The organism is Nocardioides sp. dk884, assembly GCF_009557055.1.
Classification (GTDB): Bacteria; Actinomycetota; Actinomycetes; order Propionibacteriales; family Nocardioidaceae; genus Nocardioides.
Window position 1 is genome coordinate 1,009,561 of the sequence record NZ_CP045649.1, and the last position, 21,430, is coordinate 1,030,990.

At 72.4% G+C, this 21,430-nt stretch carries 19 protein-coding genes; 14 read left to right on the forward strand and 5 right to left on the reverse strand.

Going from position 1 to position 21,430, the window contains the following annotated elements:
* Window positions 1–13: 13 nt before the first annotated feature.
* A complete protein-coding gene (locus GFH29_RS04960) occupies window positions 14–1,402 on the reverse strand; it encodes an MFS transporter (protein ID WP_194289033.1) in 1,389 nt (462 codons plus the stop codon).
* A gap of 174 nt (window positions 1,403–1,576) precedes the next feature.
* On the opposite strand from GFH29_RS04960, the gene GFH29_RS04965 reads away from it, so the two are divergent.
* The 13 genes from GFH29_RS04965 (at window position 1,577) to GFH29_RS05025 (ending at window position 14,976) form a co-directional block, all read left to right on the forward strand.
* The gene (locus GFH29_RS04965) at window positions 1,577–2,413 is read left to right on the forward strand and encodes a VOC family protein (RefSeq protein ID WP_153322311.1); all 837 of its coding nucleotides are present in this window, start codon (window positions 1,577–1,579) and stop codon (window positions 2,411–2,413) included.
* A complete protein-coding gene (locus GFH29_RS04970; RefSeq protein WP_153322312.1) occupies window positions 2,410–3,876 on the forward strand; it encodes an FAD-dependent oxidoreductase in 1,467 nt (488 codons plus the stop codon). The genes GFH29_RS04965 and GFH29_RS04970 overlap by 4 nt, the downstream gene beginning before the upstream one ends.
* Before the next feature lies 1 nt (window position 3,877).
* Complete coding sequence (locus GFH29_RS04975; RefSeq protein WP_153322313.1) at window positions 3,878–4,840, forward strand: VOC family protein; 963 nt, start codon at window positions 3,878–3,880, stop codon at window positions 4,838–4,840.
* Between the two features lie 100 nt (window positions 4,841–4,940).
* Entirely contained in the window at window positions 4,941–6,269 is a 1,329-nt protein-coding gene (locus GFH29_RS04980; RefSeq protein ID WP_194289032.1) for a DUF4437 domain-containing protein, read from the forward strand.
* A gap of 113 nt (window positions 6,270–6,382) precedes the next feature.
* Window positions 6,383–7,813, forward strand: a complete 1,431-nt coding sequence (locus GFH29_RS04985) for an FAD-dependent oxidoreductase (RefSeq protein ID WP_153322315.1) — start codon at window positions 6,383–6,385, stop codon at window positions 7,811–7,813.
* Between the two features lie 14 nt (window positions 7,814–7,827).
* Window positions 7,828–8,424: a cupin domain-containing protein gene (locus GFH29_RS04990; RefSeq protein ID WP_153322316.1), complete on the forward strand. Its 597-nt coding sequence runs from the start codon at window positions 7,828–7,830 to the stop codon at window positions 8,422–8,424.
* A 231-nt stretch (window positions 8,425–8,655) separates the two neighbouring features.
* A complete protein-coding gene (locus GFH29_RS04995; protein ID WP_228387772.1) occupies window positions 8,656–9,456 on the forward strand; it encodes an ABC transporter ATP-binding protein in 801 nt (266 codons plus the stop codon).
* On the forward strand, window positions 9,453–10,253 hold the full coding sequence (locus GFH29_RS05000) for an ABC transporter permease (RefSeq protein ID WP_153322318.1): 801 nt from the start codon (window positions 9,453–9,455) through the stop codon (window positions 10,251–10,253). Before GFH29_RS04995 ends, GFH29_RS05000 begins: the two co-directional genes overlap by 4 nt.
* Before the next feature lie 24 nt (window positions 10,254–10,277).
* Entirely contained in the window at window positions 10,278–11,327 is a 1,050-nt protein-coding gene (locus GFH29_RS05005; RefSeq protein ID WP_153322319.1) for an ABC transporter substrate-binding protein, read from the forward strand.
* Complete coding sequence (locus GFH29_RS05010; protein ID WP_228387773.1) at window positions 11,324–12,349, forward strand: nitrilase-related carbon-nitrogen hydrolase; 1,026 nt, start codon at window positions 11,324–11,326, stop codon at window positions 12,347–12,349. Before GFH29_RS05005 ends, GFH29_RS05010 begins: the two co-directional genes overlap by 4 nt.
* A 21-nt stretch (window positions 12,350–12,370) precedes the next feature.
* The gene (locus GFH29_RS05015) at window positions 12,371–12,841 is read left to right on the forward strand and encodes a DUF3598 family protein (RefSeq protein ID WP_153322320.1); all 471 of its coding nucleotides are present in this window, start codon (window positions 12,371–12,373) and stop codon (window positions 12,839–12,841) included.
* A 5-nt stretch (window positions 12,842–12,846) separates the two neighbouring features.
* Complete coding sequence (locus tag GFH29_RS05020; RefSeq protein ID WP_194289031.1) at window positions 12,847–13,566, forward strand: SDR family oxidoreductase; 720 nt, start codon at window positions 12,847–12,849, stop codon at window positions 13,564–13,566.
* A 60-nt stretch (window positions 13,567–13,626) separates the two neighbouring features.
* Window positions 13,627–14,976 carry an aldehyde dehydrogenase family protein gene (locus GFH29_RS05025; RefSeq protein WP_153322322.1) on the forward strand — a complete coding sequence of 450 codons (1,350 nt, stop codon included), beginning with the start codon at window positions 13,627–13,629 and terminating at the stop codon, window positions 14,974–14,976.
* A gap of 22 nt (window positions 14,977–14,998) precedes the next feature.
* Here the strand turns inward: GFH29_RS05025 and GFH29_RS05030 are convergent, their stop codons facing one another.
* Complete coding sequence (locus GFH29_RS05030; protein WP_153322323.1) at window positions 14,999–15,769, reverse strand: SDR family oxidoreductase; 771 nt, start codon at window positions 15,767–15,769, stop codon at window positions 14,999–15,001.
* A 100-nt stretch (window positions 15,770–15,869) separates the two neighbouring features.
* Between GFH29_RS05030 and GFH29_RS05035 the strand changes: the two genes are divergently transcribed.
* Window positions 15,870–16,715 (forward strand): LysR family transcriptional regulator, encoded by an 846-nt coding sequence (locus tag GFH29_RS05035; RefSeq protein ID WP_153322324.1) that lies wholly within the window; start codon window positions 15,870–15,872, stop codon window positions 16,713–16,715.
* An 856-nt stretch (window positions 16,716–17,571) separates the two neighbouring features.
* Here GFH29_RS05035 and GFH29_RS05040 read toward each other — a convergent pair.
* The 3 genes from GFH29_RS05040 to GFH29_RS05050 form a co-directional block, all read right to left on the reverse strand.
* On the reverse strand, window positions 17,572–18,585 hold the full coding sequence (locus GFH29_RS05040; protein ID WP_153322325.1) for a hypothetical protein: 1,014 nt from the start codon (window positions 18,583–18,585) through the stop codon (window positions 17,572–17,574).
* Between the two features lie 162 nt (window positions 18,586–18,747).
* Window positions 18,748–20,016 (reverse strand): HNH endonuclease signature motif containing protein, encoded by a 1,269-nt coding sequence (locus GFH29_RS05045; RefSeq protein ID WP_153322326.1) that lies wholly within the window; start codon window positions 20,014–20,016, stop codon window positions 18,748–18,750.
* Between the two features lie 95 nt (window positions 20,017–20,111).
* The gene (locus GFH29_RS05050; RefSeq protein WP_153322327.1) at window positions 20,112–21,404 is read right to left on the reverse strand and encodes an RNA polymerase sigma factor; all 1,293 of its coding nucleotides are present in this window, start codon (window positions 21,402–21,404) and stop codon (window positions 20,112–20,114) included.
* Between the last annotated feature and the right edge of the window lie 26 nt (window positions 21,405–21,430).

Below are 21,430 nucleotides of genomic sequence, written 5' to 3' on the forward strand. Positions count from 1 at the left end.
GGTCAGGGTCCGATCAGGCGGCGAGCAACCTGCGCCGCAGCCAGATGCCGAGGACGACCAGCACGAGCGCGGAGAGCGCGAACGCGACGGGCTCGCCGTGCTCGGTGATGCCGGTCGACACCGCGACCTGTCCGGCCGAGGCGAGCGCGGCGATGCCCAGCACCGTGCCGATCTGCCGCATCAGCGCGACCGAGGCCATCGCGGGGGCGCTCTGATGACCTTGCGCCGCGTCCAGCAGCGCGCTGGTGTCGAGGGAGTACAGCACGCCGCACCCGACCCCGACGAGCACCAGCGGCACCACCAGGGCCCCGATCGGCAGGTCGCCCCCGAGCGCCAGCGCCAGGTACGCCGCGGCCAGGACCAGCAGGCTCCCGCCCATCAGCGTCGGCGAGGAGAGGAAGGGTCGCAGGACGTTGACCAGCACGCCCGCGATCGGCATCCCGGCGTTCGCGATCAGCATCAGCAGGCCGGCGGCCGTGACGCTCAGCCCGCGCGTGTCCTGGAAGTGCATCGACAGCAGGAACGCCGAGCCGTTGATGACGGCGTTGTAGCCCAGGCAGGCGACCAGGATCGCCCGGATGCGGGGGGAGGCGAAGAGCTCGACGTCGAGCACCGGGCGCTCCGCGCGACGCTCCACCCGCACGAACACCCAGGCCAGCACGGCCGCGCCGGCGTACGCCGCGAGGAGAGGTCCCGCCCCGGCGGTGCCGCGGCCGGTCGCGATCAGCGCCCAGGACAGCAGCGCCAGCGTCGCGCAGGCCGTCACCAGCCCGGCGACGTCGAGGCGTCCCGCCTCGCGCCGCGCGGTGTTGTCCAGGCGCCCGGTCACCAGTACGGCGAGGAGCGCGACCGGGACGACTGCGGCGAACGTCGCGCGCCACCCGTAGGCATCGGCCAGGGTGCCGCCGAGGAGCGGGCCGAGGAGCAGGCCGGTGGAGCTGGCCATCATCCAGTGGCTGACGCTGCGCGCCCGATGGGCGAGGTCGACGTTGCCGCCGAGCAGGGTGGGGCCGTTGGGCAGCACCAGGGCGGCGCCCACGCCCTGGACGACGCGCGCGGCGAGCAGCACCGGGAGGCTCGGCGCGAGCGCGGCGATCGCAGCGCCGGCGGCGAAGACCAGCAGTCCGGCGCGCAGCGTGGTCCGGGCGCCCCAGCGCTCGCCGAGCAGCCCGCTGACCGGCATCGTGCTCGCGGCGACCAGCGGGAAGATCGCGGTCAGCCACTGCAGACCGCTGATCCCGGCGCCGAGGTCCGCGCCGATGGTGGGCGCGGCGACGACCAGGGAGGTCTGGTCGAACATCACGCAGCCCATGCCGATCGCGCACATCAGCGCCACCACGAGCGGCGGGCGGGTCCTGCTCGCCGCCGATCGGCTGCGCGGGCGGGGGAGGGCAGTGCTCACGAGATCTCCGGTTCCTCGAGCGGCGGGGGGCCCGAAATCCGAGCGCCGAGGAGTGGGCAGCCGTTGACGGAGCCCGACCTCGCTGTTTACGCTCAGCGAAACGATGTTTCCATTAGTGGAACACATGGGCGGTCTGGTCCGCTACGCACGACCGGCCGCCGAGAGAGGAAGACGATGAGCCTTCAGTACCTCCAGGAGGTGGTGGTCGCCAGCGCCGACGTCGCTGCCGCCGCCCGCTTCCACCGCGAGGCCTTCGACCTCGAGGTGCTCGAGGAGGTCGACGGCTCGGTGCTGCTCGGCGTCCCGGGAGCGCCGGCCGGCCGGCTGCGGCTGGTGCCGGCGCAGGGCTCGCCCGCCGACGAGACGAGCCCGGCGGTGTGGGACCTCGGCGCCCGGCTGCTCGGGATCTACTCCCGCGACCTCGACGCCACCGCGGCCGCGATGGCCCGCGCCGGGGGAGCCCCGCGGCGCCCGGTGACCTACCCGTACGGCGAGGCGAGCCTCTCCGAGCTGGTCGGCCGGGGCCCGGACGGCGTGTGGTGGACGATCCCGCTGGCCGTGACCGGCGCGCACCGCCCCAGCGCGGCGTACGACGCGGACGCCGGCCGGCGTCACTCCGAGCTGCACACGGCCGTGCTCGTCGTGGCCGACCACGACGCCGCTGTCGCGTTCTTCGAGGCGGCCGGCTTCAGCACCCTCTTCGACGGCGCGATGTCGGGGGCTCCCTTCGACGAGCTCGTCGGCATGCCCGCCGACGCCGCGCTCCGCCTCGCCTTCATGGTCGGCCCCCAGCACCAGCCGGCCCGCCTGGAGATCATGTCGTTCACCGGCGTCCCGACCCGCGACCGCAGCGCGGACCCCGTCGGCATCCGCCGCCTCGTCCTGGTCGCCGACGACCCCGCGGCTACCCGCGAGGCGCTGGTCGCGGTCGGGGCCGAGGAGCTCGGTGACGGCGTCCTGCGCGGTCCGGTCGGTGTCGAGATCGAGATCGTCGCCGACGGGGCGCGATGAGCCCCACGACGCCCGGCCCGGTCGTGGTCGTGGTCGGCACCGGCGGCGCCGGTCTCGCGACCGCCATCACCGCGGCCGAGCACGGCGCCCAGGTGCACCTGGTCGAGAAGCAGGCCGGCATCGGCGGCATGCTGCACATCGCGAACGGTGAGTTCTCCGGCGCCGGCAGCCGGCGCCAGCGCGAGCACGGCATCGACGACAGCCCGCAGCGCCACCTCGAGGAGGTCGAGCGGATCTCCCACGGCCGCATCGACCGCGACCTGGCCGCGCTCTCGGTGCGTCACCAGGGCGAGACCGTCGACTGGCTCGACGACCTCGGCTTCGAGTTCCACCCCGACTGCCCCGGGCTGATCCACGGCCATGAGGTGTACGACGTCCCGCGCACCTACTGGGGCGTCGGGCACGGACGCTCGGTCATCACCGTCCTCCAGCGGCTGCTCGAGGAGCAGATCGCCGCCGGCCGGATCCGGCTGCACCTGTCCACCACGATGACCGGGCTGCTGCGTGATGGGTCCCGGGTGGTCGGGGTCGAGGTGGAGCACGACGGCCGCGCAGACTCCCTCGCCGGCGACGCCGTCGTGCTGGCCACCGGCGGCTACGACGCCAACATCGAGCTGCGCAACCGCTTCCTGCCCGAGGGGTGCCGTGACGTGCTCGTCGGCTGCCTCGACCACGCCACCGGCGACGGCCTGCTCGCCGCCGAGGCCCTCGGCGCGGCGGTCTCGGCCGACGGCTTCTTCCTCCCGGTGATGGGGCTGATCCCCGACAGCGCCCGGCCCCAGCACGCCGTGGACTACCGCGAGGCGTTCGTGGAGATGGCTCCCGCCTACCGCGCGCCCCACGAGATCTGGGTCAACCGCGAGGGCCACCGCTTCGTCGCCGAGGACACCACCAGCCCCGAGCACCGCGAGCGGGCGCTGATCCGCCAGCCCGGCAACGCCATGCACGTCATCTTCGACGCCGGCGTCGTCGAGCACGCGCCGGTCAGCCTGATCCGCAACCCCGCCGACGAGTGGACCCCCGCGCGCTTCGCCGAGGCCTGCCGCACCAGCCCGTGGGTGACCCGCGCCGACTCGCTCGCCGAGCTGGCCGCGTTGCTCGACGTCGACGCGGACGCGCTGGCCGCGAGCGTCGCGTCGTACAACGAGGCGGTCAGCAGCGGGAGCGACCCGCTCGGCCGGACCACCCTTCCCCGGCGCCTGGAGCAGGCGCCGTACTACGCCATCACCACCGTCGCCTCCTCGATCCTGTCCCGCGACGGGCTGGCGGTGGACACCTCGCTGCGGGTGCTCGACACCGCCGGCGAGCCCATCGAGGGGCTGCACGCGGTGGGCGAGGTGCTCGGCAACAACAGGTTCGCCGGGGACAACTACGTGGGTGGCATGAGCATCACCCCCGCCATGACGTTGGGCCGGCTGCTGGGTCGCCAGCTGGCCGGCGCCGGCACCGAGAAGGAGAGCTGACATGGGCGAGTCCCTCATCATCGGCGGCGTCGACGCCGCGTTCCTCGGGGTCAACGACCTCGCCGCCCAGCTCGAGCTCTACGTCGGCCAGCTCGGCTGGGAGGTCGTCGAGGAGGGCGTGCTCCCCGCCGCCGAGGCCGCCGCGCTCTGGGGCGAGGGGGTCGGTGACCTGCCGGTCACCGTGCTCAACGCCGCGGGTGCCCAGCACGGCCGGCTGGTCCTCCTCCAGGTCCCGGACCAGGAGGTTCCCGAGCACCCGCTCCAGGCCGACACCGGCCTGGTGGCGATCAACATGTACACCCGCGACATCGAGGTCAGCCACGCCACGCTGGCCGCCGCCGGGCAGCAGTGGCGCACCCCGCCGGCGACCTGGGCGGTGCCGCTGGGGGAGAAGCTGGTCTCGGTGACGCAGGGGTTCCTGCTGGCCCCCGAGGGGACCGACATCGTCTTCGTCGAGCCGGCCCAGGCTCGCGGCACCGCGGCCTGGGACGCCGACCCCGACCGGCACTACACCGAGCTCACCTCGGTGGTGTGCCACGTGCCCGACTTCGAGGCCGAGACCGCCTTCTGGGGACCCGACGGGCTGGGCCTGCAGAGCTGGTACGACGTGTCCTTCACCCACCCCGGCCTCGACGAGATGGCGTTGCTGCCCGCGGGCTCGGTCATGCGCCTGAGCTTCCTCGCCGGGCCCAGCACGGCCCGTCTGGAGGTCACCCGCCTCGAGAACCGGACCCTTGGCACCGACCGCCGGGACCGGCAGCGGACCGGTCGGCACCTCGGCCACACCGGCTGGCTGTTCAAGGTGAAAAACCTTGAAGAAACACTGTTCCGCGCGGAGCAGTTAGGCGGTACAGTTTGTACGAGAAACCAGGCGGGACCGTCGGTCCTCTTCGCCGGGCAGCCGGTGGCGTTCGTGGACACCCCCAACGGACTCCCGGTGACCTTCGTCGAGATCTCCGCCTGACGCGCGTGTCCGGGACGCGCGTCCGAGTGCCGTCGAGCAACGCAGCACCACGCACCACCACCACCCATCGAGAGAGAAGAGGCGCGTCTTGCGACCGCACGTGGAACTGATCCAGGAAGACGACTACGTCTGGCACGCGGCCGAGCTGCCGGGCGCCGAGGGCCGCGCGAGCGAGCGCCGCCTCTCGGTGGACGAGGAGGACGGCTCGTCCTCGCTGCGGGTCGACTTCCACACCGAGTGGGGCCGCAGCGCCGGCATCCACCACGCGAACACCGAGTACTACGTCCTCGAGGGCGAGATCGACTACGGCGGTCGCAAGATCGGCAAGGGCGGCTACGTCTACGCGCCCAAGGGCGTGCCGGTCGACTACCTCAAGGTCGCCGAGGGCACCAAGATCCTGCACTACCGCGAGTACGGCGACGCCGGCTTCGACGCGGTGGACTCCCTCGCCGGCGCCAAGGCCTGGGACGACGCCCGCGAGGACGTCATCGTCATCGACTCCGAGGCGATGAAGTGGGACGCCGTCCCCAACCCCGGCCCGATGCCCGGCCTGTACATCAAGTACCTGCACGTGGACCCGGTCACCGGCTTCTACACCCGCCTGGTCCACGCCCAGGAGGGCTGGTCGGACCACCGCCTCGCGCACCACCCGTGCTACGAGGAGGCGTACACGACCCAGGGCCACATGGAGTACAACTTCGGCACCCTGGACCTCGGCACCTACTTCTTCCGCCCCGCGCGGGTGAAGCACGGCCACTTCACCACCATGGAGGGTGGCGCCACCTGGCTGCTGCGCTCGGACGGCGAGCTGAAGAACTGGTACACCCAGAACGAGTGGGTGCGCTGGGGCGGCGACGGCGTCAACTACACGCCCGAGGGCCTCAACGAGGCGCCGCACGAGCCGGCCCGCTGGTCCTCCTCGACCCACGACCTCGCCGAGCCGTGGCGCTCGGACGAGGACATGCGTCAGATGACCGCCGCCTGGCAGTTCCAGATCGACCAGGGCCAGAACAACACCCCGGTCAAGCACCAGGGCCTGGGCGCGGACCCGTCGATCCTGGCGATCATGAAGGCGATGGACGCGGCCAACCTCCAGGGCGGCCACGGCCACGACCACGAGCACGGTCACGACCACTCGCACGACGACGAGCACGGTCACGACCACTCGCACGACGACGAGCACGGTCACGACCACGAGCACGGTCACGAGCACAGCCACGACGAGACCCCGGCCCGCGAGACCATCAACCTCGACTGGGGTTGGAGCGGCCGCGACGTCGAGCACCCCGACGAGCGCACCGGCAAGTTCGCGCACAACTGGGGCACCCGCGTCGACTGGAAGGACGGGGACCCCATCCCCGCCCCGATCATCTCCTCGCTGCCGGTCCGCAGCCGCTCGCGCGGCCGCTGGGACGGCGACGGCATGTGATCACCCGGTGCGCCCCACGTCGTACGGCGTGGGGCGCACCACCCCCTGGGGCTCCGGCCCCAGACCCGTTCGAGCCCGCCTCCGACCGAGGCGCCCCTGAGGAGTGAAGAGCGATCAGCACCGAGACCAGCTACGACGTCGTCGTCGTGGGAGCCGGCACCGCCGGGATCCCGTGCGCCATCCACGCCGCCCAGGGCGGCGCCCGGGTGCTGCTCGTCGACAAGGAGTCCAAGGCCGGCGGCACGCTCTTCATCACCGGCGGCCACATGGCGGCCGGCGGCACCAAGCGTCAAGCGGAGAAGGGCATCGTGGACTCGCCCGAGGCGCACCTCGCCGACGTCCGCGAGATCAGTGCCGGCACCGCCCGCGACGACCTGATCACGATCGTGGCCGAGCACTCCCCGCAGACCCTCGACTGGCTCCACGAGCGCGACTTCCCCTGGGCGCCGGAGACCCCGCGCATCGTCTACGGCCACGAGCCCTACAGCGTCGCGCGCACGGCGTACGGCAAGGACGAGGGCCTCTCGATCCTCGAGGTGCTGCGCGCCGAGCTCGACCGCACCGTCGCCGAGCACGACCTCACCGTGTGGACCCAGGCGCCGGTCATCGAGCTGCGCCAGGACGACGAGGGCCGGGTCATCGGCGTCTCGGTCCTGCGCGGCAGCGACGAGGTCGAGGTCGACGCGCCGGCCGTGGTCCTGGCGACCGGCGGGTACGGCGCCGACCCCGAGCTCTTCCTCGAGCTCGAGGGCGCGCCCCTCGTCTCCGCCGCCGCGAAGACCTCCACCGGCGACGGCATCCACCTCGGGATGTCCGTCGGCGCCCGCCTCCAGGGCGAGGGCACCTACCTGCCGACCTTCGGTGGGCTGCCCGACCCGCAGGCGCCCAACCGTGCCAACTGGAACGACCGGCAGCGGCTGACCAGCGAGCGGCCGCCGCGCGAGATCTACGTCGACGTGCACGGCAAGCGCTGGGTCGCCGAGGACGAGGAGTCCATCGACCAGAAGGAGCGGGCGCTGGCCACCATCACCGACCAGACCTTCTGGACGGTGTTCGACGACCAGGCCCTGAGCCTGTCCACCGGCACGCTCAACGAGATGGTCGTCGGCAAGGACCCCGACGCGGTCCGCGCCATGGTCAACAAGCGCCCGGGCCTGCACTCCGCCCCCACGATCGCGGAGGTCGCCCGGCTGGCCGGGATCGACCCGGACGGCCTGGAGGCGACGGTCGCGGCCTACAACGAGGCGGTGGCGAACGGCGTGGACCCGGAGTTCGGGCGCACCTACCTGCCCGCGCCGATCGCCGAGGGCCCGTTCTATGCGATCCGCAACCACGCGATCACGCTGGTGACCTTCCAGGGCCTCGACATCGACGCGGACTTCGCGGTCCGCGACGAGGCCGGCGAGCCGATCCCGGGGCTCTACGCCATCGGCGAGGTCATCGGCGCCGGCGCCACCTGCGGCAACAGCTTCTGCGGCGGGATGCTCGTGACACCGGCGCTCACCTTCGGGCGGCTGCTCGGCACCCGCCTCGCGGCCGGCTGAGCGGTACCGGCCCGATGCCCGCAGCCGACGACGCGCCCGCGCTGCAGTCCCTCGACGTCCCCGAGAGCAGCTGGCTCGACCTGACGATCCCGGGATCGGCGCCGCAGGTCCGGCTGTGCCGGCTGCACGCCGACCCCGTCTCCAAGGCCAGCGTCTCGCTGGTCAGGTTCCCGCCGGGATGGCGGCGCCCGGGGTCCGGGCACTACCTGCCGGCGGAGGAGTTCGTCGTGCTCGAGGGCTCGATCGAGGTGATCGGGACCCATCGGGTCGGTGACTACGTCTATCTGCCGCCCCGCACCCTGCGCGTCGACACGCGCTCGGAGGAGGGCGCCCTGGTGATCGCCTGGTTCTCCGGCGTGCCGGAGTGGGTCGCCGGCGAGCCGGCGGTGGCCGCCCCGCAGGACCCGGTCGCGCTGGATGCGCGCGGCGTCCTGCGCGCCGACGCCCCCGAGGTGCCCGGGGAGTACGCCGTGCTCGCCGACGGGCTCGGCGGCCCGCTGCACCACGACGCCGACCTGCTCGACCTCGACGCGCGCCTGTGGGGCTGGCTGCCGGCCGGCACCCGGCCGCCTGCCGGGCACGCGCCGCTGCACGTGCGTGCCTGGGGCTGAGCGCCCCTCCTCCGACGCCGGCGCGCCAATTACCTGACATATCCGCTGGCTCTTCCCAAGCCGCGGCCCGCGGTGGAGGATTCCCTCACCGATTCGGAATGACGTTTCGCGGTGCGGAATGACCTGACGTCGGCGGACACGCCCGCGTCGTCGTACCGGTGCGGCGACCGGCTCGGCGGTCCTCCCCCCAGGTTGCGCCCCTCACGCCACCGACCCGCGAAAGGCCGTGCAGTGACTGCCCTCTCCATCGACCACGTCTCCAAGAGATTCGGCCCGCCCGGGGCGCCCTTGATCCTCGGCGACATCGAGCTCGAGATCCCCGAGGGGCAGTTCGTCGCCCTGCTCGGGTCCTCGGGGTGTGGCAAGACCACGCTGCTGCGCATCATGGGCGGCCTCGAGACCGCCACCGGGGGACGGGTGGAGGTGGCCGGGCGCGAGCTCGGCAGCAGCGCCGCCTCGCGCCGCCGGGCGCTGGGGGACGTGGGCTTCGTCTTCCAGGAGCACAACCTGCTGCCCTGGCGCTCGGCCCTCGCCAACGTGCTGCTCCCGCTGGAGAGCCGCAAGGTGCCGCGCTCCGAGCGCCGGGCGATCGCCGCGGCGATGCTCGACGTCGTCGGCCTGTCGGCCGCCAGCGCCAAGCTGCCGCACCAGCTCAGCGGCGGGATGCGCCAGCGGGTCGCGATCGCGCGGGCGCTGTCCTACGACCCCTCCGTGCTGCTCATGGACGAGCCGTTCGGCGCCCTCGACGCGCAGACGCGGGACAACCTCAACCTCGAGCTGCAGCGGATCTGGCTGGAGAAGCAGAAGACGGTGGTCTTCGTGACCCACTCCATCCAGGAGGCGGTGTTCCTGGCCGACCGGGTGGTGGTGATGCAGGCCGGCCCGGGCCGGATCGTGGCGGACGTGCCGATCGAGCTCGAGCGGCCCCGCGGCATCGACGTGCTGGCGACACCGGAGTTCGCCCGCTACACCGGAGTGCTGCGCGAGGCGCTGGCCCACGACGCGGCCGGCGAGCACGGGAGCGCGGCATGAGCGCCCGGGGCTGGCTCGATCGCTACCTGGTGCTGGTGACCACGCCGCTGCTCGCGCTCGCGCTGATCGGCGGCTGGCAGCTCTACGTCGAGGTCAGCGACGTCTCGCCGTTCATCGTCCCGCCGCCGGGCGACGTGTGGACCGCGCTGCGCAGCCAGGTCAGCGACCCCTACATCTGGAAGGTGCACGTCTGGACGACCTTCGTCGAGACGGTGCTCGGGCTGCTGATCGGCGCCGTGATCGGGATCGGGTCCGGCTTCGCCATCGGCAAGTCCCGGATCCTGAACCTCGTGCTCAAGCCGTTCCTGGTGCTGCTGCAGGTGACGCCGAAGGTCGCGCTCGCGCCGCTGTTCGTGCTCTGGTTCGGCTTCGGAGAGGAGTCCAAGATCGCCCTCGCCGCGCTGGTCTGCTTCTTCCCGCTGATGGTCAACACCGCCTTCGGCATCCAGTCGCTGCCCCAAGGGCACACCGACATGGCCAGCTCGATCGGCGCCGGACGCCTCTTCCGCTTCGTGCGCGTCGAGGTGCCGCACACGATGGCCTTCATCCTCGCCGGCCTGGAGCAGGCGATCGTGCTGGCCACGATCGGCGCGATCGTCGGGGAGTACCTCGGCGGCGACAAGGGCCTGGGCCGCTACGCGCTGAACCTGCAGAACAACCTGCAGATCGACCTGCTGTTCGGCGCGATCGTGCTGATGGCGCTCTACGGGCTGGTGCTCTACCTGGCCGTGACGTCGCTCAAGCGGTTCCTCATCCCCTGGCACGAGTCCGTCCGGCTCGCCCGGCCCACCCACTGATCCCCCCGAAGCACAGGAGAATCCATGCACCAGAACGGACTGAGCCGCCGCAGCGTCCTCTCGTGGGCCGCCGGCCTCGGGGTCGCGATCCCCACCGCCTCGCTGCTGAGCGCCTGCGGCGGTGACAACGCGGGCGGCGGTGGCGGCGGGGGGACCGGGCGCACCTACCAGACGGCGCTGGGCTACAACGTCGGCAACTGCCCGGAGATGGTGGCCCGCGAGGCCGGCTTCTTCAAGGACCTCGGCCTCGACGTCGACGTGATCTCCTCGACCGGCACCCCGCAGGCGATGTCCGGGCTGATCGCCGGCTCGACGGCCTACACCCGCTTCCAGTCGATCAGCGCGCTGATCACGATCGCCAACGAGGACGCGCCGTTCGTCGCCATCGGGATGCCGGTGCAGCGCACGGCCTTCGAGCTGCAGTCGATGGCCGAGTCGCCGATCACCGAGATCGGCGAGCTCGAGGGCAAGGCGGTCGGCGTCGTCTCGGCCGGCGGCACCACCGACCAGCTGATCGACCTGATGGCCGTCCAGGCCGGCATCGACCCGAAGGCCATCGAGCGCAAGGTCACCGGCCTCGGCACCGCGGCGTACCAGTTCGCGGCGAAGGACGACGTGGCCGCCTGGATCGGCAGCGCGGCCGAGCGCGAGGCGCTCGAGGAGGCCGGCAGCGGCGTGCACGCGTGGAACTTCGACGACGTGATGCCGGTTCCCGCGGACACCTACCTCACCACCCGCGACGAGCTCGACCAGCACCGCGACGTCGTCGTCAAGGTGCTGGCCGGGTTCTACCAGGCACTGGAGTTCGTCTGCGAGGAGTCCAACGACTCCCAGACCATCGAGTGGATCCGCAAGTACAACCGCGAGATCACCCCGGAGGACGCCCAGGAGCAGCTCGACCTGGTGCGCCCGCTCTACCTCGCCCGCGGCCAGAAGCAGCTGATGGCGCTGCACCCGCAGGAGTGGGAGCAGATGCAGGACGCGCTGCTCGGCGCCAAGCTGATCACCCGGGAGGCCGACCTCTCCAAGGTCGTCTATCCCGACCTCCTCGCCGAGGCGAAGGCGCTGCTGTGAGCGCCCCTCGCTTCCGCGCCCTGGCCCTGCAGACCGCCTGCCATGCGATCAACGAGTGCCCCGACACCGCGTCAGCGCGCTCGGCGATGCTGGCCGCCGTCGACCGCATCCACGGGGAGGTGCTGGCCTCCCGGGCCAGCGTCGGCCAGGACCTGCGCCTGGTGGTGCTGCCCGAGTACGTGCTGTCCGGGCCGCCGATGGGGGAGGCCCTGCCGGTCTGGGCCGAGCGCGCCGCGCTGGACCCGGACGGGCCGGAGTACCAGCGGCTCGCGGCGATCGCCCAGGACGCCGGGGTGTTCCTCGCGGTCAACAACTACGAGACCGACCAGCACTTCCCGGGGGTGTACTTCCAGGCCTGCGTGATCTTCGGGCCGACCGGTGAGCTGCTGCTGCGCTACCGCCGGCTCAACTCGATGTGGGCGGTGACCCCGCACGACGTGCTGGACCGCTACCTGGAGATCTACGGCGAGGACGCGCTGTTCCCGGTCGCCGACACCGAGATCGGCCGGCTCGCGCCGATCGCCTCGGAGGAGATCCTCTACCCCGAGATCGCGCGCTGCTTCGCGATGCGGGGGGCGGAGATCTTCGTGCACAGCTCCTCGGAGGTGGCCAGCGGCCTGCAGTCGCCGAAGAACGTGGCGAAGCTGGCGCGCGCCCTCGAGAACAGCGCGTACGTCGTGTCGGCCAACACCGCCGGGCTCTACGGCACCTCGCTGCCCCCGCAGTCCGGCGACGGCAGCAGCAAGATCGTCGACCACCGCGGGTTGGTGCTGGCCGAGGCGGTCCAGGGCCCGTCGATGGCGGCCAACGCGGAGATCGACCTGGCCTCGCTGCGGGCGTTCCGGCGCCGGGTGGCCATGGAGAACGTGCTGGCGCGCCAGCGCTTCGAGCTCTACGCCCCGACGTACGCCGGGACGAGCGTGCACCCGGCCAACACCGTCACGGGTGTCCCGGACCGCGCGCACTTCCGCAGCACCCAGGAGAGCGTCATCCGCGGCCTCGAGGCCCGCGGCATCATCTGATCCCAGCCGAGGAGATCGCACATGAGCACCACCATCAACGACATCCTGCGCGAGAAGGTCGCCGGGGTGTGGGCGGGCACCTACACGGTGCTGCGACCCGACGGCACCCTGGTCGAGAAGTTCGACAGCCGCCAGGAGGGCCGGATGGCGGGCACCACCTGGACCGAGCGGGTCACCTACCTGCGCGCCGGGCAGGAGCCCTACGAGCACTACTACCACGCGACCGTCGAGGGCGACTCGGTCCGCTTCCACAACTCCGACATGTGGGGCGAGACCAGCCGGGTCGGCGCGGAGGCGGTGATCTTCTCCTTCGGGTGGAAGGACCGCCCCGACGAGCGGATCATCGAGGTCACCCGGCCCGACGGCGACTACCGGACCCGGGTCTGGCAGCACTTCGAGAACGGCGAGCTGAGCAAGCTCACGATCATCGAGGAGCGCCGGGTGCCCGGTGCTGAGGCGGTCCGCTGGGACCCCGAGCAGAACCCGGTCTGAGCCCGGTGCCAGGGACGATCCTCATCACCGGCGGCGGCACCGGCCTCGGTGCCGCGACCGCCCGGCTCCTCGGCGCGCTCGGGTGGACGGTGCACGTCGCCGGGCGCAGGGCAGCACCGTTGGACGCCGTCGTCGCGGAGGTCCGCGCGGGCGGCGGCCGGGCTGAGGCGCACGTGCTCGACGTGCGCGACGCCGAGGCCTGCGTCCGGGTGGTCGCGGACGTGGTGGCCTCCTCCGGGAGGCTCGACGCCCTGGTCAACAACGCCGGGGTGTTCCGGCGCGGCACCGCCACCGGGGTCAGCGCCGAGGACTGGTCGACGACCCTCGAGGTGAACCTCACCGGCGCGCTGCACGCCCTGCAGGCCGCCGTCGCCCAGATGCGGTGCCAGGCGCCGGTCGACGGCTGCCGCGGGCAGGTGCTCAACGTCAACTCCGGCGCCGGGCTGCGCGGCTACGAGCCCGGCGCCGCCTACACCGCCTCCAAGTTCGGCCTGCTCGGGCTCTCCGACGCGCTGCGCCTGGAGGTCGCGCCCGACCAGGTCAAGGTCACCGACGTGGTGGTCGCCGCCGCGGTCGAGAGCGACCTCTCGACCGGCGGCTCGGTACGCCGGCTGCCGGCGCTCACCGTGGCGCAGGTCGTCCTGAGCGTGCTGACGATGCCCGGCGCCGCCGTGCTCAGCCGGGTCGACCTCACCCAGCTGCCCGAGCCGCCGACCCTGCCCTGATCACCACCGACGGGGCCCGACCGGGCGTCCGTCCCCGCCGTACAGCAGAGGAGCACGAGAGTGGAGCACGAGATCGTCACCGCGGTGAGCGACGTACGCGCCCGGGTCGCCGACTGGGTGGCGCGCGGCGTGGAGGGCCGCATCGAGGTCCTCGCGCAGTGGGCGGATGAGCTGCGGGCCCGCCGTACCGAGCTGGTGGCAGGGCTGGTGGCCGACACCGGCCGGATCGCGCTCTCCGAGATGGAGATCGACTCCGTGCTGGCCTCCATCGAGCGCCAGTCGGGGTGGGCCCGCGACCTGCTCGGCGGGCCCTCGGGCCGGCCGAGCAGCGACGGCAGCGTGCTGATCACCGACGCGCCCGTGCCGCTCGGCGTGGTCGGGGTGATCTCGCCGTGGAACTTCCCGCTCCAGCTCGCCCTCATCGACGCGGTCCCCGCGCTGCTGGCCGGGTGCCCGGTGGTCGTGAAGCCGAGCGAGGTCACCCCCGGCTTCGTGCCGGCGCTGCAGGCGAGCATCGCCGCGGTCCCGGGCCTGGCGGAGGTGCTGGTCGTCGTGGAGGGCGGCCCGGAGGCCGGTCGGGAGCTGGTGTCGTGCGTGGACGCGGTCTGTTTCACCGGCAGCGTGCGCACCGGGCAGGCCGTGGCCGTCGCGGCCGCGGAGGCGTTCGTGCCGTCGTTCCTCGAGCTTGGTGGGAAGGACGCCGTGATCGTCGCGGCCGACGCCGACCTCGACATCGCGAGCTCGGCGATCCTGTGGGGCTCCACCGCCAACACCGGGCAGTCGTGCATGTCCCTGGAGCGGGTGTACGCCGAGCGCGCGGTCGCCGAGGAGCTCGTCGAGCTGATCGTGCGCAAGGCCGCCGCGGTGCGGCTCGCCGTACCGACCCCCGCCGACGGCGAGATGGGCCCGTTCATCGATGCGCGGCAGGCGGCGGTCGTCGCCGAGCACATCCGGGACGCGGTCGAGCGCGGTGCCGTGGTGCGCCACGGGGGCGAGGTCGAGGAGCACGGCGGGCGGCCCTACCTGCGCCCCACCGTGCTGTCCGGCGTCGACCACACGATGACGGTGATGACCGAGGAGACCTTCGGCCCGGTGATCCCGGTGATGGCCGTCGACGACCTCGACCAGGCGGTCGCGCTGGCCAACGACACCCGCTACGGGCTCTCGGGTGCCGTCTTCGGCAGCCGTGAGGTCGCCCAGGGCGTCGCCGCCCGCCTCGAGGCGGGCGGCGTCAGCATCAACGACGTGTGCCTGACCGGTCTGGTCCCGGAGGGGGAGAAGCAGGCGTTCAAGCTCTCCGGTCTCGGCCCGAGCCGGATGGGCCCGGCCTCGGTGCGCCGCTTCCTGCGCCAGCGGGTGCTGCTGACCCGCGAGGAGCCGAAGCTGCAGCCGTGGTGGTACGAGGCCTGAGCCCCGCGTCACCTCTCGCACCTCACCAGGGCTGGATGCCCTCGTCGTCGCGGAAGGTGCCGGTCGGTCCGCCGTCGGGCAGCGTCGCGAGCTGGAGGAAGACCGCGGCGCCCTGCTCGGGCGTGCGGTGGCCCTGGAAGCCGTTGAGGTCGGTGGCGACGTAGCCGGGGCAGCCGGCGTTGATGAGGATGCCGGTGTCGGCGAGCTCCTTGGCGTACTGGATCGTGACGGCGTTGAGGAAGGACTTGGATGGCGAGTACGCCGCCGAGATCGGGCCGACGGCATCGGCCTGGGCGGTCTGCAGGGTGAGCGAGCCGACCGTGCTGGAGACGTTGACGATGCGCGGTGAGGTCGCGCGACGCAGCGTCGGCAGCATCGCGTTGGTCACCCGGATCACGCCGACGACGTTGGTGTCGACGACCGCGAGGACCAGCTCGGGGCTCACCCGGGTCGGCTCCTGCGGCACCCCGCCGGTGACGCCGGCGTTGTTGACGAGCACGTCGAGGCCGCCCTGGGCCTCGAGCTGGGCGGCCGCGGCGGCGACGCTGGCGTCGTCGGTGACGTCGAGGGGTACGCCGAACACGTCGAGGCCCTCGGCACGGAGCTTGGCCACGGCCTCCTCGCGGCGGCCGGTGTCGCGGGCACCGAGGCCCACGCGGAAGCCCCGGCGGGCGAGGCCCGCGGCGATCTCGTAGCCGATGCCCTTGTTGGCGCCGGTGACCAGCGCGGTCCTCGGCTCTGTCTGGTTGTCCTGGTTGGTCTGGGTGCTGTTCTCGGTGTTGTTCTCGGTCATGCCTCGATCCTGTTCGCCACGCGCCGGGCGGGTCCAAGACCGATCGGGTGCTGCTCGATACCGGGGAGGTATCGCACCAGGTGGGGGTAGCCTCCGAGAGATGGAGACCCGCGAGCTGCGCTACTTCCTCGCCGTCGCCGAGGAGTCGCACGTCGGCCGGGCCGCCCAGCGCCTCGGGATGGCCCAGCCGCCGCTGTCGCGCGCGATCGCCGGCCTGGAGCGGCGCCTCGACGCCGACCTGTTCGTGCGTACGCCGCGGGGGGTGAGCCTCACCAGCGCGGGGGAGACCCTGCTGCGCGAGGGGCGCGCCGCGCTGCGCCGCGGTCGAGGCCGCGAGCGGCGCACCCGGCGTACCGCCGCGGCCGGGGCCCGGGCCCCGGTGATCCTCACCGCCAAGGCGGGCGCGTCGAGCGAGCTGATGGCCAAGCTGCTCGACGCCTATGCCACCGAGCCCGACGCCGTCGACGTCGAGGTCGTGCTGAGCCCGCCCGGACATCAGGCCGCGATGCTGCGCGACGGGCGCGCCGACGTCGCGATCCTGCACCAGCCCTTCGACGACACGAGTGGGTTCGACCTGGACCCGCTCACCGTCGAGGACCAGGTGCTGATCCTGCCCGCCGGTCACGCGGCCAGCGCCCGGACCGAGATGACGGTGGCCGAGGCCACCTCGATCCCGGATCTGCCGCTGCCGCGGTGGCCGCACCTCGACGGCACCTACCCCGACGGACCCGGCCCCGAGCTACGCGACCTGACCCAGGTGCTCCAGCTGGTACGCCTCGGCCGCACCGCGCTGGTGCTGCCCGAGTCCGCGCGCGCCAACCTGCGTGACGGCCTCGCCGTCGTACCGCTCACGGACGCGCCGCAGGTCACCACCGTCATCGCCTGGCCGCCGCACAGCACCTCGCCCGCCGTCGCCGGTCTGGTGCGGACCGCCGGGCGGTTGTGAGGGGCGCAGCCAGCGCACGATGATCGCCCGCTCCGGCCTGATCAGGGCTTGTGCTGAGGGTGCGGAGCGGATCCTTCAACTCCAAGCGTCGGGCCGCGTGGTCGTTGCCTCGCCACCCGTCTGGTCAGGATCTCCGTGCCCAACTGGAGAGCCACGGCCACAGCGCCGAGGCCCAGTAGAAGAGCCCGGAACGATCCGAACCCGTCGAGGAACACGGCCCCGACGGTCGCAGCAGGGAGGACGACCAGGGCAAGGAGTCTGAGCGCCCACCAGCGTCGAGAACGCGGCGCACGGAAGACCGGCGACCGGGGGATCGCCTCGCCGGGCAGCTCTTCGAGGAACGCCGCAAACGGGGTACGCCCGATCAGCTCCTGCCGACCCGGATGCCGATGGATCTCCCCATCGTCTCCGTCCAAGAACCCCGCAGGGACAGGGATCTTCAGCTGCTCGACTGCCGCCCGCCACGACTGTTGGGGGTCGCCCCCGCCACGCAGAACGGCCGTCAGGCGGTGCGGATCCACGCCGAGCAGCGGTCCTATCCGGTCGGCAGTCGCACGAGCTCCCTCGAGGTCCAGCAGGTCCAATGAACTCGCGGACCATGCCGCGGTCCCTGCCTTCTCACCATGGCTCCACACGGAGATCGTGCAGCGGTGACCGCGTCGCAGCACCACCGTGACACCAGCTCGGCGGCTCACTGATTCCGCCAGTGTGTCGAGGTGCGCCTCCCTCGGATCCAGGCACGCCAGCCACGTCCAGCCAGGATCGTGCGCAGGGACCAGGACGGTGCCGAACCTCTGGTGGCGAGAGGCCTCGGCAACGGTGCCCCGCGGCCCACGGACTGCCGCCAGTTCGACGCTCATCGATGACCGGCAGCGATGTGTGTCGCGACCACGTCCCGAAGGCTCAGGAACTCTGTGCGTGCATCACCGAAGTAACGCCACGGGTAGGACGCCGCCCGCGCGCCGATCGCGATGAACTGCGCATGAGCCGGGGCGAACTCCTTCTGGGCCAGGTGGACCCAGGCGAGCATGTTGCGGGTCTCGGCCACGCCGGCAGGGTCGGCGGTGTCGATTGATTCGATCCAGGCCGTTGCGCGCTCCACCGCCCCGTCGCGGTAGCTCATCCATTCCGTGCGGTCCCTCTCGGTCGGGTCGAAGAGGTACTCCGTGAAGGCGACCAACGGCAGGGTGTGCAGTCGCGACGTCGCGGGGCGCCCAGCGCTCGCTTGCTCTGCGTACTGGAACATCGCCTCGCGACTCCCGTGGTGCTTCGGTGTCAGGTAGATCAGTGCGGAGCGGTGTCCGAGGAAATGGTCGGGATCGATGTCCACCAGGGTCGCGCGGCAGGCGTCGAAGTCGATCGCGTGGGCGTCGAGTCCCTTTGCGAGCACCAGCACCTGCGCCCATGGCTCGGGGTCTTCGGGCGCCGCAGCCATCGCGGCCTTCAACACCGCTGTGGCGTCGTCCAGCAGGGCCAAGAAAGCGCGTACCTGATCTTCTTCCAACAGGATCGCCCGATCGTCGCCCCTGACGTTCCATGCCTCGAGGATCATGCAGGTCGCGCGCACGAGGAGCTGGTCGGGACAGTGCGGGTCGGCCCGTCTCCAGTCCTCCAGCCAGGTGGGGAAGATGGACGCTCTGCGAGCAAGGTGTGCCACCGCCTGGCTCCGAGCAGCCCAGTCACCCCGCAGACGGAGTGCAGCAAGGAGGTCGGCCGCGGGCCCGAAGAGGCCGACTCCAGCTGCCGCGAGGGCATCGTGGAGAAAGGCCTCCGGCAGGTCGGTGACGACCTCGTCGTCCGGTACAAGCTGGGCTCTGATGCGGTCGCCGTTGCGATACAGCGCAGCAGTCCGCCGCAGGTTGTCAAACATGGCCCCCCTCAGGTGATGCCTCAGCGATGCTAGTTCGTCGTGGCATGGCGCGCTGACGCTCGACCAGGTCGCGCACATGTCAGGGGTCACATGCCCGGGAGATGTCACACGGCATGGCTGCCGGCAGGCGAACGCCAAGACGGTCGTGAAGGGCCGGTCGGCCTAGCAGCGTCGGTGGAAGGCGAGCTTCCCGTCGGGCAGGTGCTTGGTCTCGTACGCCGGGTCATGGGCGCGGGCGTGGTGGCGGGGGCAGAGGAGCCGGCCGCTGGCCACGCTGGTGCCGCCACCGCGGGACCACGGGACGTCGTGGTGGGCGTGGCACAGGCCGGGTGGCCAGTCGCAGCCTTCGGCGGTGCAGCCGCCGTCGCGTAGGGCGAGGGCGACGCGGTGGGTCTTGGTGTGGAAGCGGCGCTTGCGGCCGACGTCCAAGGGGCGGCCCTGGCCGTCGAGGACTGCGGGCACGATCCCCGCCTCACACGCCAGCCGTCGCGCCTCGGTCGCGGAGATCGTTTCGCCGGTGTGCAGGTGGGCCGCGCGCAGCCCGCCGATCAGGGAGTCGAGGGGCATCGTGATGACGATGGTGGCGGCGACACCGCCGGCATCGGGGAGCCGGTCGGTCGGGTAGCGCTCGAGGTACTCGCAGAACGCCTGGCCCATCCGCTCCGGACCCGGCCGCCGCTCAGCCCCGATAGGTCCGGCGCCGTTCACGGCGTGCTGGTGCTTCGGAGCGGCAATGGCGAGGAGAGCGGCGCGCAACATGGCCGCGTGGTGGGTGGGGATGGTGAACCGGCCGTGGGTCTTGCCGTGCCCGTCATCGGACATGGTCAGCCGGGCGGCGGCACGCGCGGCGGCCTCCTCACGCTCGAGTCGGGCGGCTTCGGCGGCGTCGGCATGCTCAGGCGCAGCGACCTCGACCAGCCGCTTGGCCAGCCGACGCAGCGTGATCGCGTCGTGCTCGCCCGCCTGCTCCAGGAGGAACTCCTCGGCCTTGGCCCGGATCTCGTCGTCGACGACCTCGGCGGGGAGGTCATCGACGGCGTCGATGATCACCTGGGCCTGGTCGAGATGGATCCGCCCCGCAGCCAACGCGTCGCGGACACCGTCGTGGTGGCCGGTGTCCAGGGCCCGGGCCAGGCGCATCAATCGGTGGGTCTCTGGGCGGGTGAGACGGGAGTGGTGCGCCCACCAGTTCGCGGTGCTCGTGGCACCCACCGCGTCGCCGACCTCGACGGCATGGGCGTGGGCCGCGACCCGCAACCGGAGCTCCTGCAACCGATCGATCTCAGACGTCAGCTCCAGCAGCGTTGCCCCGGCCTCGGCTTCGCTCAGCGACCACACCGGCGCACCCGCAACCGCGTCGAGCGCCTCGTGCACGCACGCCACCGCCGCAGCCACCGGGTGGCCGGATCGGGGTGCGAACGAGGGTTCCATGGACCTACTCAACCACCCACCACCGACAGTCCCGACCAGTCGTTGTCGCAGGTCAGAGCGCCTGTGGACAACCGCCCGTCAGCCCGCGCGCGGGCTCACCGTGGCTTCGGCACCCGGTCCAGGTTCTCCCGCGCCCGACGGCGCAGGAGGGCGCGCTCGCTCTCGTTGCGGGTACGCGCGGCCGCCTCGGCGAACGACCTCTCCGCCTGCTCATGAAGGCCAGCCCGCTCCAGCAGGTCGCCGCGCACGCTCGGCACGAGTGGTGAGTCGCCGAGCGCCTCGGCGCCCACTTCCGACAGCACGGCCAGCCCTGCGTCCGGACCGAACGCCCGACCGTGCGCCACGGCGCGGTTCACCTCGACGACCGGCCCGGGCGCGGCGCGGGCCAGGACGTCGTACAGGGCCGCGATCCGGCGCCAGTCCGTGTCCTCGGCCCGCGCGGCGCGGGCGTGCTCGGCGGCGATCGAGGCCTGCAGGACGTACGTGCCGACCGGCTTGCCGCGCGCGGCGAGCTGCTCGGCGCGTCGCAGGGCGGCCAGACCGCGCCGGATCAGCGTCGTGTCCCAGCGCGTCCGGTCCTGCGCCTCCAGGAGCACCGGTGCGCCGGAATCGTCGAGCCGGGCGGCCGTCCGCGAGCCCTGGATCTCCAGCAGCGCCTGGAGCCCGAGCACCTCGGGCTCGTCGGGCGCGAGTGCGGCGAGCATCCGGGCCAGCCGCATCGCCTCGTTCGACAGGTCGGGGCGCATCCAGTCGGTGCCCGAGGTGGCGGTGTAGCCCTCGTTGAAGATCAGGTAGATCACCGCCATGACGTCGTCGAGGCGCCGGGTCCGCTCCGCCCCCGTGGGCAGCTCGAACTCCGCGCGCGCCTCGGACAGGGTCCTCTTGGCCCGCGAGATCCGCTGGCCCATGGCGGACTCGGTGGCCAGGAACCCGCGGGCGATCTCGGCGGTGGTGAGCCCGCCGACGAGTCGAAGCGTCAGCGCCGCGCGGGTCTCGGCGCTCAGGACGGGGTGGCAGGTCAGGAAGATCAGCCGCAGCACGTCGTCCTCGATGTGGTCGACCTGAGCGTCGAGATCGGGCATCGCAGCCTCCTCTCCCTGGCCGGCGTGCCCGAGCTCCTCGACCTTGCGGCGCAGCACGTCGGCGCGCCGGAAGTGATCGATGCCGCGCCGTTTCGCGGTGGTCATCAGCCACGCGCCAGGGTTCTGCGGTACGCCGGCCGTGGGCCACTGCTCGAGCGCAGCGACCAGGGCGTCCTGCGCCAGGTCCTCCGCGAGCTCCACGTCCCGGGTGATCCGGGTCAGCGCGCCGACGAGGTGGGCCGACTCGGCCCGCCACGCGGCGACGATGGCTTCGCCGGGGTCCTCCGAGCTGGTCGCTGCCGGCACGCTCCCAGCGTAGTGAGTCCCGGTCG